Source organism: Virgibacillus sp. Bac330, from assembly GCF_003667845.1.
Taxonomy (GTDB): Bacteria; Bacillota; Bacilli; order Bacillales; family Amphibacillaceae; genus Virgibacillus; species Virgibacillus chiguensis.
Window position 1 is genome coordinate 4,042,306 of sequence record NZ_CP033048.1, and the last position, 14,526, is coordinate 4,056,831.

Annotated in this window: 13 protein-coding genes and 1 tRNA gene; 13 read left to right on the forward strand and 1 reads right to left on the reverse strand. The window is 37.9% G+C overall.

Translation table 11 applies throughout. The features are described 5' to 3' along the window. Window positions 1-183: 183 nt before the first annotated feature. The 6 genes from mazG to D9780_RS18825 all read left to right on the forward strand — a co-directional run bounded on the left by mazG (window position 184) and on the right by D9780_RS18825 (window position 3,730). Complete coding sequence (gene mazG / locus D9780_RS18800) at window positions 184-1,626, forward strand: bifunctional methyltransferase/pyrophosphohydrolase YabN (protein ID WP_121641175.1); 1,443 nt, start codon at window positions 184-186, stop codon at window positions 1,624-1,626. 4 nt (window positions 1,627-1,630) lie between these two features. Continuing rightward, window positions 1,631-1,891 (forward strand): RNA-binding S4 domain-containing protein, encoded by a 261-nt coding sequence (locus D9780_RS18805; protein ID WP_073011480.1) that lies wholly within the window; start codon window positions 1,631-1,633, stop codon window positions 1,889-1,891. 61 nt (window positions 1,892-1,952) lie between these two features. Then, a complete protein-coding gene (gene yabP, locus D9780_RS18810) occupies window positions 1,953-2,252 on the forward strand; it encodes a sporulation protein YabP (RefSeq protein WP_073011477.1) in 300 nt (99 codons plus the stop codon). Next, window positions 2,249-2,848, forward strand: a complete 600-nt coding sequence (gene yabQ / locus D9780_RS18815) for a spore cortex biosynthesis protein YabQ (RefSeq protein ID WP_121641176.1) — start codon at window positions 2,249-2,251, stop codon at window positions 2,846-2,848. Before yabP ends, yabQ begins: the two co-directional genes overlap by 4 nt. Before the next feature lie 6 nt (window positions 2,849-2,854). Further along, the gene (locus D9780_RS18820) at window positions 2,855-3,235 is read left to right on the forward strand and encodes an FtsB family cell division protein (RefSeq protein WP_121641177.1); all 381 of its coding nucleotides are present in this window, start codon (window positions 2,855-2,857) and stop codon (window positions 3,233-3,235) included. 105 nt (window positions 3,236-3,340) lie between these two features. After that, window positions 3,341-3,730, forward strand: a complete 390-nt coding sequence (locus D9780_RS18825; protein ID WP_073011472.1) for a S1 domain-containing RNA-binding protein — start codon at window positions 3,341-3,343, stop codon at window positions 3,728-3,730. 423 nt (window positions 3,731-4,153) lie between these two features. On the opposite strand, the gene D9780_RS18830 is transcribed toward D9780_RS18825, so the two are convergent. Continuing rightward, a tRNA-Met gene (locus tag D9780_RS18830) sits at window positions 4,154-4,227 on the reverse strand. Window positions 4,228-4,587: 360 nt separating this feature from the next. Between D9780_RS18830 and spoIIE the strand changes: the two genes are divergently transcribed. From spoIIE to D9780_RS18865, 7 genes are all read left to right on the forward strand, one after another. After that, window positions 4,588-7,038, forward strand: coding sequence for a stage II sporulation protein E (gene spoIIE, locus D9780_RS18835; RefSeq protein WP_121641178.1), 2,451 nt, complete (start codon window positions 4,588-4,590; stop codon window positions 7,036-7,038). 161 nt (window positions 7,039-7,199) lie between these two features. After that, window positions 7,200-7,937, forward strand: coding sequence for a VWA domain-containing protein (locus D9780_RS18840; protein WP_073011467.1), 738 nt, complete (start codon window positions 7,200-7,202; stop codon window positions 7,935-7,937). Beyond that, a complete protein-coding gene (locus D9780_RS18845) occupies window positions 7,903-8,847 on the forward strand; it encodes a protein kinase domain-containing protein (protein ID WP_121641179.1) in 945 nt (314 codons plus the stop codon). The genes D9780_RS18840 and D9780_RS18845 overlap by 35 nt, the downstream gene beginning before the upstream one ends. 65 nt (window positions 8,848-8,912) lie before the next feature. Further along, window positions 8,913-10,307 carry a tRNA lysidine(34) synthetase TilS gene (tilS, locus tag D9780_RS18850; protein WP_121641180.1) on the forward strand — a complete coding sequence of 465 codons (1,395 nt, stop codon included), beginning with the start codon at window positions 8,913-8,915 and terminating at the stop codon, window positions 10,305-10,307. 14 nt (window positions 10,308-10,321) lie between these two features. Further along, entirely contained in the window at window positions 10,322-10,864 is a 543-nt protein-coding gene (gene hpt, locus D9780_RS18855; protein WP_073011461.1) for a hypoxanthine phosphoribosyltransferase, read from the forward strand. Window positions 10,865-11,286: 422 nt separating this feature from the next. Beyond that, complete coding sequence (ftsH, locus tag D9780_RS18860) at window positions 11,287-13,350, forward strand: ATP-dependent zinc metalloprotease FtsH (RefSeq protein WP_116277735.1); 2,064 nt, start codon at window positions 11,287-11,289, stop codon at window positions 13,348-13,350. A gap of 374 nt (window positions 13,351-13,724) precedes the next feature. Then, window positions 13,725-14,510, forward strand: coding sequence for a type III pantothenate kinase (locus D9780_RS18865; RefSeq protein WP_073011456.1), 786 nt, complete (start codon window positions 13,725-13,727; stop codon window positions 14,508-14,510). Window positions 14,511-14,526 lie beyond the last annotated feature (16 nt).

Genomic DNA, 14,526 nt, shown 5'->3' on the forward strand with positions numbered 1-14,526 from the left:
GGTAACTACATTTAAATAAATTTGCAACACAAAATTTCAGGATTTACTCGTCTAAGCAAAACGACGTCCATAAAAGGATGGCGGCAAGCCCAAGTTTTTTCTAAGCTAAGGCTACGAACTAGTTTCAGGGGAAACAACTCTCATTCAATAAAAATTCACTTTATAACTCAGGAGGAGCTAGCTATGAACAAAATCGAAATTATTGGTCTTGGTGCAGGAGACTTGGATCAGTTACCTTTAGGTATTTATAAAAAGCTTTGTGATTTAAACAAGTCCGTACACGTCCGCACGCTGGATCATCCTGTTGTTCAAGCATTGCAGGCAGAAGGTGTGAGCTTCCATTCTTTTGATACAATTTATGAGGAAGAAGAACAGTTTACTCATGTATACAATCGTATTGCTGCAATTATTTTAGAAAAAGCGAAAATAGAACAGGTTATCTATGCTGTGCCTGGACATCCTATGCTTGCGGAAAAGACCGTACAAATTTTGCTGGATTCCGAATGTGAGGTAGAAATCATTGGCGGAAGCAGTTATTTAGATGATCTATTTACCGCATTAAAAATAGACCCTATTGACGGATTTCAATTTCTTGATGCAACATCTTTCAAGCGTCAAGATGTAAACTACCACAATCATCTCGTGTTTTCGCAAGTGTATGACCAAATGATCGCTTCTGAAGTAAAATTGACATTGTTAGAGGACTTACCTGCAGACTATCCAATTACCATTATTGATGCAGTAGGAAGCGTTCGGGAAAAAATAGTAGAAGTTCCTTTAGAAGAATTAGATCGCACGGTTGATGTTAGTAATTTAACAAGTGTCTATGTCCCACCCGCACCGGAACATTTATTACATCATACGTTTACAAGTTTACGCCAAGTGATTCATACGTTAAGAGGGCCTGGTGGATGCCCGTGGGATCAGAAGCAGACACATGAGAGCCTGCGAGAATATGCTATTGAAGAAGTGTATGAACTTATTGACGCGATTGACCAACAAGATGATGAAGGGATTATTGAAGAATTAGGAGACGTACTGCTACAAGTTATGCTACACAGTCAAATTGGGGAAGATGAAGGTTATTTTACGATAGATGATGTCATTCAAAACCTCACGGAAAAAATGATTCATCGTCATCCACATGTCTTTCAAAATGAATCTGTTTCCAATGCAGATGAAGTCGTAAAGAATTGGGAGCAATTAAAAAAGGCTGAAAAAGGAGAGACAAGAGTGTCTGCATTAGATGGTATTGCAAAGCATTTACCATCACTTGCACGGGCGTATCAATTACAAAAAAGAGCAGCAAAAGTAGGGTTTGATTGGCACTCTTTACAAGGTGTCTATGATAAATTACAAGAGGAACTAGAAGAATTTAAGGTAGCTATACAAAAAGGGAGAGCACATGAACAAGAAAAGGAGTTTGGCGATATTTTATTTGTCCTAGCGAATATAGCAAGGTATTATAAAATAAACCCAGAAGTAGCCTTACATCATACGAATGAAAAATTTATTTTGCGTTTTTCCTATATGGAACAAGCATTGAAAAAGCGTCTGCGTTCCATTCAAGAAGTAACTTTAGAAGAGATGAATGGATTATGGGAAGAGGCGAAAGAAAAGGAGTAGAACAATGCGTCTAGACAAATTTTTAAAAGTATCTCGTTTAATTAAGCGTCGTACGTTAGCCAAGGAAGTAGCTGATCAAGGTAGGATTACGGTAAATGGTAATCAATCTAAAGCGGCTACGACATTAACGGTAGGCGATGAGCTTGTTATTCGCTTTGGGCAAAAGGTAGTTACACTGCGTATCGATAATTTACGAGAAACAGTGAAAAAAGAGGAAGCCCAATCCATGTATACTATTATAAAAGAAGAAAAAATAACGAATTAAAAAGTTCTATACTTGTCCCTCCTATCATAAACTACTATGGATAAGGAGGGTGTTTTTTGCGATGAACTATTATGAGAATAAAGAGCATATACCACGTGTTACTACAGATCATACGGTAAAAATGAATAATCGTAAAAATTTGGAAATTACAGGTGTAAAAGAAGTAGATAGCTTTGATAATGAAGAATTTTTACTGGAAACAGTAATGGGTTATTTAATTATACGTGGGCAAAATTTACAACTGAAAAATTTAGATGTGAATGACGGTTCTGTTGTTATCAAAGGGAAAATTTACGAGCTTTCTTATATTGATGAACAGCAGGAGAAGGCTAAAGGCTTCTTTAGCAAGTTATTTAAATGAGTTTAAGTACGCAGCTTGTAACAATGCTATCTATGATTGCAGGCGGTTTGTCTACGGGCTTCATGCTAGACACATTTCGTAGGTTCTCTCCTTATTGGAGAAATAGGAAGATCATGATTTATGTAATGGAAGTAGGGTTTTGGACTTCACAAACATTATTACTTTTTTATATTTTATTTTTGGTTAATGGTGGAGAGATAAGGTTATATATTGTACTAGCATGTCTACTAGGCTTTTCGATGTATCAAGCGATACTCTCCTATTATTATAAAAAGTTACTAGAGCATTTCATACGAATTGCGCTCGCTATCTATCGCTTTTTTTCACGACTTATACAAGTCTTCATTATTTCGCCGATAAAAGGAATTGTAATGGTTATTTATACAATATTTATATGGGTTTTAAAACTGCTTCTCTCTCTGCTACTTTTCGTTTTAACGGTGATTGTAACGCCAATCCAATGGTTGCTACGAGGATTCTACCAGTTGCTACCTAAAAAAGTTCAAGGAATTCTATTACAAATAGCAGGATTTTATAGTACAATAAAGAATAACTTAAGTAAGGTTTGGGAGAACATTCGCTGGAAGAGGAGGTAATAGGTATTGACTACAGGTAAACAAAGCGTAAGAAAACTGGATTCGAATTACATGCAACAATACGATGCCTACGTAGAAAGGCAGAATCGAAAAAAGCGACGTTTAATTCGACGTTTGGTGTTATTTGGAGTTATTACTCTCGTTATTCTTGGCGGTATGACTACATATCATATCCAGCAGCGCTCTCTTCATGCGGAAAAGACAGACGAATATGAAAATCTACAAGCAGAATTGGCGGATTTGAAAAAAGAACAAAAAAATCTGAAACAAGAAACAGAGCGTTTAAAAAATGAGGATTATGTACTAGAAATAGCGAGAACTAACTATTTCCTATCTAAAGAGGGCGAATTAATTTTTAAAGTTCCTGATAAAGAACCATCTTATTGACACACTTTCGTCAGCTTGGCTATAATATAATAGTAAGCTGATGATACATCATCGGTGGTTACTATTATTAGTTTCCTAAAAATTCTAAGGAGGAGCATTTTTTTTATGTCAATTGAAGTAGGCAGCAAGCTGCAGGGTAAGGTAACTGGTATCACTAATTTTGGAGCCTTTGTAGAAATCGAAAAAGGAACAACCGGACTTGTTCATATTAGTGAGGTTGCCGACAACTATGTGAAAGACATTAATGAACATCTTTCTGTTGGCGATGAAGTAAAGGTGAAAGTCATTAACGTAGAGAAAGACGGAAAAATTGGTCTATCGATTAAAAAAGCGGTAGATAAGCCAAAACCAAAACGTCAACGAGATAACCGTGAACGGGTTGAATCTTTTGAGTCAAAAATGAATCGTTTTTTAAAAGACTCTGAAGATCGCCTTGCCTCTTTGAAGAAGCACACGGAATCCAAACGCGGGGGTCGAGGTGCTAAAAGGGGATAGCAGTTGCTGTCTAAAAAAGATAATGCTCTATAAATAAAACTTATTCTGAATGCGTACCTTAAGTGAAAAGTGGAATACACGGCGCCTTTTGTTACCTGTTATTAGTTGTCGAAAAAGGCGCTTTTGCTATACAAAAAACAGAGATTAACATGAAGTTAATCTCTGTTTTTTTATCGTCTAGGAAATTATAAAATGTTGTAGCTGTGGATAAACGTACTAAGTTATTTAGCCACATTCGGCGTAAGCGACCAGCAACGAGGCGACTTCACGAACCGCCTTGCGATAAGTCATCATTGGTTCGTGCAACACGTCTCACCATGATTCATAAAACTTTAGTTGCTTCGTTTCACTCGCTACGTTGCTAACCGGGCGCCCCGAGCCTTTGTTCTCGTTTTGGTATTTGTTACATCATTATTATTTTAATGGCGGTAGAGGGGATCGAACCCCCGACCTCACGGGTATGAACCGTACGCTCTCGCCAGCTGAGCTACACCGCCAAATAAGTCAACATGAAATATAATACAGCAGGTTCGCCTCTCTGTCAACTCCTTTTTTGTTTTTTATCCTTTCTTTGTGTAACCATCTTATCTCCTATATTTTCGCACATATTTTTCAAATTGTTACAAGAAGGGAGATGCTGTGAATACTTGCTCTTGTCTTACGAAAAAGGATGCCTCCTCCATTACTCATGAATAAAAGCAAACGAAACGGTTGCAATCTTCCCAACGTTTGTTCGTGTTGAATCCTGTTTAAACCGTAAAAAGTAGTCGAACGATTTTTTTACAAGCTCTGAAGTTTTGACAAAAACAGTTCGCATATTGTGGTTAAATATGATTTACAGAGAGGGAGTGGTGGTTATGATGGAGTCAATGTCAAGGTTACAGCCCAAAGCACTAATAGCTCAACATGCAAGTCAGTGGGACAAGCTGAGAAGTCTCCTTTACGCAAAGTTGAAAATGGTTTTAGTGGATAGAGGCTGGTTATTTTACATGATTGGATTTTTATTAGGCCGGGCAGTCATTTTATCAGCTGTTTCGCCATTTGCGGTAGCTTTCTTAGCGACGATGTGGCTTGTCTATAAGGAAAAAGCGGCTAAAGCTATGATAGCGGTCCTAATAGGTGCTTTGAGCTATTCTGTAGACCATGGTATTTTTACCGCTTTAGGGTTATTTGTTTTTCTATTTTTAGCAGGACTATTTAAACAAGCAAAAAATCAACGGTTACTCATACCGTTTTTTGTATTTCTTGCTTCAGTAAGCACACGAATTTTTCAATATTCAATAGAACAGCAGTTGGCAGCATATGAATGGATGCTTGTGTTAGTAGAAGGGGTGTTAGGGACGGTTCTCGTTTTAATATTTATGCAGAGTATGCCGTTATTATCACCAAAAAGGTATAATCCAGCGTTAAAAAACGAAGAAATTGTTTGTATGATTATTCTCCTGGCTTCCATTCTTACAGGAACGATTGGTTGGACGCTTTATGGAGCAGCTGTGGAGCAGGTACTCGCTCGTTATTTTGTACTTATTCTTGCTTTTGTTGGTGGAGCAGCTGTAGGATCGACGGTTGGAGTGGTAACAGGATTGATTTTGTCGCTTGCCAATGTTGCGAATTTATATCAAATGAGTTTATTAGCATTCTCAGGACTTTTAGGAGGATTATTAAAAGAGGGTAAAAAACCTGGTGTAGCCATTGGGTTATTTGTTGGAACGTTCTTAATTGGTATTTATGGGAATATGACAGCGCTCGTCCCTTCCATTATAGAGACGTCGATGGCAGTTGCCCTCTTTTTACTTACACCAGCAGGCTGGTTTAAAAAGCTGTCTCGGCTTATTCCAGGGACAGAGGAGTATACAAATGAACAGGAACAATATTTACAAAAAGTTCGCAACGTAACAGCTCAACGGGTGGAGCAGTTTTCTAGCGTTTTTCAAGCGTTATCGAATAGTTTTGCAAGTGCTGATTCGCATTTAGAAGATGAGCAGGAGATACGGAGAGAAACGGACTATTTTCTAAGTCAAGTTACGGAAAAATCATGTCAAAATTGTTTTATGAAAGAAAGGTGTTGGCAAAAGGAGTTTGATAAAACGTACAGCTTAATGGAATTGCTAAAGGAAGGGTTACAAGAAGGAGGGAAACCGCCAAAAACAACCATGAGGGAATTTGAAAATTTTTGCGTAAAGCCACAAAAAGTATTGGATGCTATGAAGGAAGAAGTATCGTATTTTGAAGCAAACCAAAAGTTAAAACAACAAGTATTAGAAAGCAAGAAGTTAGTCGCTGATCAATTGCAAGGGGTATCGGAGGTGATGGAAGATTTTGCGAAAGAAATTCTAAAAGAACGCGAGCACCATGAGCAACAGGAAATGCAAATTATACATGCATTAAAGCAATTAGGAATGGAATTAGAAAAACTAGAGATTTACAGTTTGGAAAAAGGCAATGTGGACATTGAAATGACATTAACATTTTACGAATATCGAGGGGAAGGTGCCAAACTAATAGCACCTGTTTTATCGGATATTCTATCGGAAGTAATCGTTGTGAAGCAAGAAGAAATTGCGCCATTTCCAAATGGTTATAGTTACTTGGCGTTTGGAACAGCGCGTGAGTTTGTAGTAGAAACAGGTGCTGCTAATGCGGCAAAAGGTGGCGGACTTATATCTGGGGATAGTTACACTACGATAGAATTAGGCGCTGGAAAGTATGCGATGGCAATTAGTGATGGCATGGGAAATGGTGCTCGTGCGCAGGAAGAAAGTGTGGAAACGTTAAGGCTTTTGCAACAAATATTGCAGACAGGTATACCTGAGAAAGTAGCCATTAAATCCATTAATTCAATTTTATCTTTACGTTCGACGGAAGAAATGTTTGCAACGCTGGATTTAGCCGTCATAGATTTGCACAATGCGTATGTACAATTTTTAAAAATTGGTTCTTCACCAAGCTTCGTGAAGCGAGGAAATGAATTATTAAAAATTGAAGCAAGCAATTTACCGATGGGAATTATCCAAGAATTCGATGTTGATATTGTTAGTGAGCAGTTGCTTCCTAATGATTTGTTAATTATGATGAGTGACGGTATTTTTGAAGGTCCTAAACATATTGAAAATACGGATGTTTGGCTAAAGCGTAAAATTCGTGATATGCGCACAAATGATCCACAGGAAATAGCTGACTTGATTTTAGAAGAGGTGATTCGTACAAGAGGTGGAGAAATTGAGGATGATATGACGGTCGTTGTTGCTAAGGTAAAGAAGAATACACCTAGGTGGGCTGGAGCACCTCTTTATTCTGTATCTTCCTAGTGCCTTTACGGTACAAATCTGGGGAGGAGGAAAGAAAATGCGCTTACGGCTTGCTGCTGCTTCCTAACATTGCCTTCCATCTATCATAACCGCTAGCCATTTATGTATAGAGAAGCGGAAAGATGGCGATGATGGTACTGAAAAGTTGGGAGGTAGTTGGATTGAAAAAAGGTACTTTAAAACAAATATTACTTATTACAGATGGTTGTTCCAACAAAGGGGAGGATCCTGTTGCAGTAGCTTCAATCGCGCAACAACAAGGGATTACTGTTAATGTAATTGGCATATTAGATGATGGACATGCAGAACAAGATGAAAGTTTGCAAGAAGTAGAAGATATAGCTTTGTCTGGTGGCGGGGTTAGTCAGCTTGTTTACAAGCAATCTCTGTCGCAAACTGTTCAATCCGTTACCAAGCAAGCCATGACGCAAACAATGCAGGGATTTGTTAATAAAGAATTGGAGCAAATATTAGGTAAGGGTCAATCCATGGAAGATCTTGAACCAGAAAAACGTGGAGAAATTATGGAAGTAGTAGAGGATATGGGTGAAACATGTGATTTAGAGGTGCTTGTTTTAGTAGATACAAGTGCAAGTATGTATGATAAGCTTCCTACTGTAAAAGAAGCATTAATGGATTTATCCATCAGTTTAAATGCACGAATAGGGCGAAATCGGTTCGCCATTTACCGCTTCCCTGGAAAACGAAAACAAATGGATAGGATATTAGAATGGTCTCCAGCATTAGATAGCATTTCTTCTATCTTTCCTAAATTAACAAGTGGCGGGGTTACTCCGACTGGGCCTGCTATTCGAGAAGCGATGTATCAATTTGGTAAGAAGAGCTTACGGAGGGGCTTTAAGTATGAAGATGAACAGCCAGGAATGGAAGAAGCTTGATATTGATGTTCGTCCAGGGATAAAGCTGCGCGGCAAATGGCATGGAAAAACATATCTTATTCAAAGAAAGCTTGGAGCTGGGGCCATTGGCGTTGTATATCTTTGTGTTTGTAATGGGAAGCAGGCTGCATTAAAAATTAGTGATAAACGTTCATCTATGACGGTAGAAGTAAATGTACTTAAGTCATTGGCAAAGGTCCAAGGAAATCGGCTTGGGCCTTCTTTATTAGATGTAGATGATTGGGTGTCACCACAAGGAATATGCTATTCTTTTTATGTGATGGAATATTTGCACGGAGAGCCGTTAATTAGTTACGTTCAACGAAGAGGACAAGCATGGGTTGGTGTTTTTATGCTACAACTTTTAGATGCTTTACAAGAATTGCATCAAAACGGTTGGGTGTTTGGGGATTTAAAAGCAGATAACTTGCTTGTTGTCTCCTCTCCTCCAAAAGTTCGCTGGGTTGATGTTGGTGGAACAACGCAAATAGGGAGATCCATTAAGGAGTACACGGAATTTTATGATCGTGGTTATTGGGGCTTAGGGACTAGGAAAGCGGAGGCAAGCTATGACTTATTTGCGTTTACAATGGTTTTTTTACATGTATATTATCCAAATCAATTTGCAAAAGAATCTTCTCCACAAAAACAGTTGTTTCGCAAAATTGATAGTGTAAAAGAGCTAGCGCCATATCGTATGGTTTTAAAGAAAGCGCTTGTCGGAAACTATCTTACGAGTAAGCAGATGAAAAATGACTTATTAAAAATAATTTATACTACAGAACGAAAAAATATAGGTGCTCATCAACAAGATGGGCAGCAAACAAATTTGTCCTCCCTATATATCGATATAGGAGGCATATCCGCACTGGCAATCATTTATTATGCAGTTTCTTTGCTTTTTCAGTGACAAGTATTGTGATAGGATTACATTATAAGTTAAAAAAAGAATTCGCGTTTGTTGGAGATGGACAAATGGAAGAAAAAGTACGACAGTTTATGAAGCGACATCAGTTATTCACGAAAGGAGCAACGATTTTAGTCGGTGTCTCTGGAGGGCCAGACTCTATGGCGTTATTGCATTGTCTAAACACGATGAAGGAAAGTTGGGGCTTCCGCGTTGTTGCCGTGACCGTTGATCATCAGCTTCGTGGGGAAGAATCATTAGCAGATGTATCTTATGTCAAACATATCTGTGAACAATGGCAAATTGAATGTGTTTCTTCGTCTGTCAATGTTCCTGCTTGGAAACAAGAAAATAAACAAGGTACACAAATAGCCGCAAGAACGTTACGCTATACTGTATTCAAGGAGCAAATGGAGAAGTTTAAGGCAGATTATTTAGCATTAGGCCACCACGGTGATGATCAAATTGAAACGATGGTGATGCGCCTTGTTCGTTCGGCTGATGTTCAAAGCTTTAAAGGGATACCTGTTAAACGTTCCTTTTCTAATGGTTGGATTGTGCGACCGCTTCTTTGTGTAACAAAAGATGATATATGGGACTATTGTCAAGCACATCAGATTGTACCGCGCCTAGATCCTTCTAACGAAGAAACGGTATACACACGTAATTATGTCAGGCATCATATTGTACCAATGTTAAAACAAAAAAATAGTAACTTACATACAACTGTGCAACATTTAAGTGAAACATTAGCTATTGATGGCGCTTATGTTTTGCAAGAAGCAAAAAAAATGGTCGATGCTGTTGTATGTTTTGATTCAGCAAGGCGACAATTATCATTTGAAATTCATGCTTTTAAAACGTATGCATTTGCTTTACAAAGGCGTGCCTATCATCTAATATTAAACTATCTGTATGTGGATGTTCCTGACAGTTTGTCTTATGTACATGAAGAGCAATTTTTGGCATTGATTTTCCACCAAACGGGCAATGCACAGATCGATTTCCCCGCTGGACTAAAAGTAGAGAAGTCCTACGATCAAATAAGGTGTTACTTTTGTGATGACCTTTCTAGCTCATCATCATATCATAAGTTAATAATTATCCCAGGGCAAACAATTTTACCTGATGGCTCCGTGATGTATGCTGAATATGGTGAAGCGGTAACGGAACAAACGAAGTATAGCCTTACCATTCCCGTTAATCAGGTAGCACTTCCATTACATATAAGAACCCGAAAACAAGGCGATATAATGCATGTCGCGGGGTTAAACGGAAGGAAGAAAATAAAGGATATTTTCATTGATGCAAAAGTGCCTCGTCATCAACGAGCAACTTGGCCGTTAGTGACAGATAATGACGGGGAGATTCTATGGTTAGTCGGTTTGCGAAAAGCAGCCGTTGCGAAACCTCAGATGAATACCTCACAAATACAATTATATTTTCAAGATGGCAACAGGTAGGAGGAGCAGGGTATATGCATAATGATATTAAAGAAGTGTTAATATCACAGGAGGAAATTGCAAATAAGTGTAAAGAATTAGGGGAACAATTAACGAGGGAGTATGATGGCAAGTTTCCGTTAGCTATCGGTGTATTAAAAGGTGCTATGCCTTTTATGTCCGATATTTTACGCTATACAGAGACGTATTTAGAGATGGATTTTATGGATGTTTCTAGCTATGGCAAAGAAATGCGTTCTTCTGGAGAAGTAAAGATTGTTAAAGACCTTGATACAAAGGTGGAAGGACGGGATTTGCTAATTATTGAGGACATTATCGATAGCGGTTTAACTTTACGTTATTTAGTAGATTTATTTAAATATCGCAAGGCTAATTCTGTTAAAATTGTTACATTATTAGATAAGCCGACGGGAAGAACTGCGGACATCAAAGCGGATATGATTGGTTTTGAAGTGCCTAATGAATTTGTTGTAGGCTATGGGTTAGACTACCAAGAGAAATATAGAAACTTACCTTATATTGGTGTGTTAAAGCCGGAAGTATATGGTGGGGAATAAAACTTTACCACCAAAGTAGTTGTAGTATAGTGTAGTATAGGAAGATATAGACAAGCTTACGTAGTGTACAACAATACCAAATGCTTGAATGAATTTACGAATAGGCAACCATGATGGTTTGTAGTTAGTTAGCTGTTAAGTTTTTGAAAAACTTGTAGACAAATGTTTTTCTTTTCTAAGTTAAACGTATGAAAGAAGTTTATCGTATAAGAAACTACAAATTTTCTCTTTATAAGGGCTTGGTGACAAACCGTGTTCTTCTAAATATCTTTACAGTATAAGCAACCAGTACAACGTGACGGTAAAACTCCAATAAAATGAAGTTTCCGTTTATCCTATTTTTAAGGTAAATTAGTTGTATTCCAACTTTTTTGTATGGTACGATGTAATATAGTTTTTCCCCGCTTGGGAGGAGGTAAGCAATGAGCCGGATATTTCGGAATGCAGTTTTCTGGATAGTGATTGTCCTTGTGATTATTTCGGTTATTTCACTGTTCAGTGGGCAAAATGAAGAAGCAAAAGAATATAATGTTAAGCAATTTATGGATGCTTTAAATAATGGTGAAATTAAAGAAATGACCATGCAACCAGCTAACGGTATTATTCGTTACGAAGGTGTATTAGAAGACGAAGAAAAGCCGTTTGTTGCGCAAGTTCCAGATAATACAGATATTATTTCTTCCATTACGGAACAAGCAAATGAACAAAGTGACCTTTTTGTAGAAGAAGAAGAGCAACCGAGTATGTGGGTAACGCTTTTAACTACAATGATTCCGTTTTTAATCATTGGACTTCTCTTTTTCTTTATACTTAGTCAAGCCCAAGGTGGGGGCGGCGGCGGTCGCGTCATGAACTTTGGGAAGAGTAAGGCAAAAATGTATAGTGAAGATAAAAAGAAAGTTCGCTTTAAAGATGTAGCGGGTGCTGATGAAGAGAAACAAGAACTAGTAGAGGTAGTGGACTTTCTAAAAGATCCAAGAAAATTCTCTGCTGTTGGTGCTAGAATTCCGAAAGGTGTACTTTTAGTGGGACCCCCAGGAACTGGTAAAACATTATTAGCACGTGCCGTAGCAGGAGAAGCTGGTACACCATTCTTCTCTATAAGTGGTTCAGACTTTGTGGAGATGTTTGTTGGTGTTGGAGCTTCGCGTGTACGTGATTTGTTTGAAAACGCAAAAAAGAATGCTCCTTGTATCATTTTTATAGACGAAATCGACGCAGTTGGTAGACAGCGTGGAGCGGGCCTTGGCGGTGGTCATGATGAGCGTGAACAAACATTAAACCAATTGCTTGTAGAGATGGATGGTTTTGGTGCTAACGAAGGGATTATCATTATGGCAGCAACGAACCGTGCTGACATTTTAGACCCTGCTTTATTACGACCAGGCCGTTTTGACCGACAAATTATGGTAGACCGTCCAGATGTGAAGGGACGTAAAGAGGTATTAGAAGTACATGCTAGAAACAAGCCGCTAGCCGAGGATGTTGATTTAAAAACAATTGCTATGCGTACGCCTGGTTTTTCAGGTGCTGATTTGGAGAACTTACTAAACGAAGCAGCATTAGTAGCAGCAAGACGAGACAGTAATAAAATTGAAATGCTTGATGTGGATGAAGCAATAGACCGCGTTATTGCGGGACCTGCTAAGAAAAGCAGAGTGATCTCTGAAAAAGAGCGAGACATTGTAGCGTATCATGAAAGTGGGCATACCGTTATCGGAATGGTTTTAGATGATGCGGATATCGTTCATAAGGTTACCATTGTACCACGTGGCCAAGCGGGCGGTTATGCCGTCATGTTACCTAAGGAAGACCGTTACTTTATGACGAAACCAGAGCTTTTTGACAAAATAACAGGTCTTTTAGGTGGTCGTGTAGCGGAAGAAGTTATCTTCGGAGAAGTAAGTACTGGAGCTCACAACGATTTTCAGCGAGCAACAGCTATTGCTCGTAAGATGATTACCGAGTACGGTATGAGTGATCGGATTGGACCTTTACAGTTTACTTCTGGCGGTGGTCAAGTATTTTTAGGTCGCGATCTTAGCAATGATCAACAGTATAGTGATGCAATAGCGCACGAAATTGATCAAGAAATGCAAAACTTTATTAATTACTGTTATGATCGTGCGAAAGCAATTCTTACCGAGCATAAAGATAAGCTTGAATTAATTGCTAAAACTTTACTTGAAGTGGAAACACTAGATGCAAAACAAATAAAATCATTATTTGAAAAAGGCGTCCTTCCTGAACCGGAAGAAGATGATATGAAAGTGAATATCAAATCAAAAGATGAAGCGCCAGAGACGTATGAACAGGCAAAGAAAAAAGCGCTAAATAAACAACAAGAGAAAAAAGAAGATATCACAACGGATAATAAGCCACCTACTCATCCTAATGATGATACAACATCAAAAGAGCAAAAACCTTCATCTTTGGATGAAATAACAACGGACAATAAACCATCATCAGAAGATGATGAAAAGTAAACCAGAACAACTCCCTGCTATAACTTTGGTTAAAGTGGGGAGTTGTTTTATGCTATAAGGGAGTATGAAATTTGAAGGATTCAAGCTGGCATGTGTGATACTATCTAAACAAACATGCTAATTAATTAATAAACGCTAGCATTTTAAATGGACACTGGAGCATTTTTAAATATATTTAAGTTATAGAACCTCTACATATTCATAGCAAAACAAATGTGGTATATTAAAAATCAGTTAGAAAAAGTTGGTTTGTCAATAAGTCTTTTTGGCGAAGCTATCATTTTTCTTATACTACAAACGATAAAATTTTTATACTTTCCTATAGGGAACTAAGGAACTAGGAAGAGTTTGAACAAAGAAAGGTTTGGAACCATATGTTACTTGTACTAGATGTTGGGAATACAAATACTGTATTAGGGGTTTTTGAAGGAGAGAATTTAAAGCACCAATGGAGAATTAAAACGGATCGACATAAAACAGAGGATGAATACGGCATGTTAATGCAATCCCTGTTTGCTTACAAAGGCATTTCTAATTCCGATATATCCGGAGTCATTATCTCTTCTGTCGTACCTCCAATTATGTACGCGTTAGAAAAGATGTGCAAGGACTATTTTCAAATAGAACCGATGATTATTGGGAAGGAACCTGTACATAATTACTTAAAAATGCAGTATCCTAATCCGAAAGAAATTGGTGCTGATCGAATTGTTAATGCAGTAGGCGCTATAGAAGAATATGGAGCACCACTTATCATTATTGATTTTGGTACAGCAACTACTTATTGCTATATAAATGAGCAAAAAGAATATTATGGCGGTGTCATTACTCCTGGCTTAAATGTGGCAATGGAAGCCTTGTACAATAGAGCATCCAAATTACCCAAAATTGAAATACAAGCACCGGCTCATGTTATTGGAACATCTACTGTTGAAGCTATGCAATCTGGCGTTGTTTATGGATATGTAGGACAAGTAGATGGAATTGTTCGCCGTATGGAAAGAGAAATGAATACGAGTACAACAGTTATTGCAACTGGCGGTTTAGCAGCTTTGATAGCTAATGAATCAGAAGTCATTCATCAGGTTGATCCATATTTAACTTTAAAAGGTTTGCGAATAATTTATGATAGGAATAAAGATTCTAATAATAATTTCTAAATCGTCTACGATAGCT

Excerpts from the sequence above, each read along its gene's own strand:
- D9780_RS18805 (WP_073011480.1), top strand. The coding sequence starts at position 1,631 with ATGCGTCTAGACAAATTTTTAAAAGTATCTCGTTTAATTAAGCGTCGT.
- hpt (WP_073011461.1), top strand. The coding sequence starts at position 10,322 with ATGCATAATGATATTAAAGAAGTGTTAATATCACAGGAGGAAATTGCA.
- spoIIE (WP_121641178.1), top strand. The coding sequence starts at position 4,588 with ATGATGGAGTCAATGTCAAGGTTACAGCCCAAAGCACTAATAGCTCAA.
- yabP (WP_073011477.1), top strand. The coding sequence starts at position 1,953 with ATGAACTATTATGAGAATAAAGAGCATATACCACGTGTTACTACAGAT.
- tilS (WP_121641180.1), top strand. The coding sequence starts at position 8,913 with ATGGAAGAAAAAGTACGACAGTTTATGAAGCGACATCAGTTATTCACG.
- ftsH (WP_116277735.1), top strand. The coding sequence starts at position 11,287 with ATGAGCCGGATATTTCGGAATGCAGTTTTCTGGATAGTGATTGTCCTT.
- D9780_RS18845 (WP_121641179.1), top strand. The coding sequence starts at position 7,903 with ATGAAGATGAACAGCCAGGAATGGAAGAAGCTTGATATTGATGTTCGT.
- D9780_RS18865 (WP_073011456.1), top strand. The coding sequence starts at position 13,725 with ATGTTACTTGTACTAGATGTTGGGAATACAAATACTGTATTAGGGGTT.
- mazG (WP_121641175.1), top strand. The coding sequence starts at position 184 with ATGAACAAAATCGAAATTATTGGTCTTGGTGCAGGAGACTTGGATCAG.
- D9780_RS18825 (WP_073011472.1), top strand. The coding sequence starts at position 3,341 with ATGTCAATTGAAGTAGGCAGCAAGCTGCAGGGTAAGGTAACTGGTATC.
- yabQ (WP_121641176.1), top strand. The coding sequence starts at position 2,249 with ATGAGTTTAAGTACGCAGCTTGTAACAATGCTATCTATGATTGCAGGC.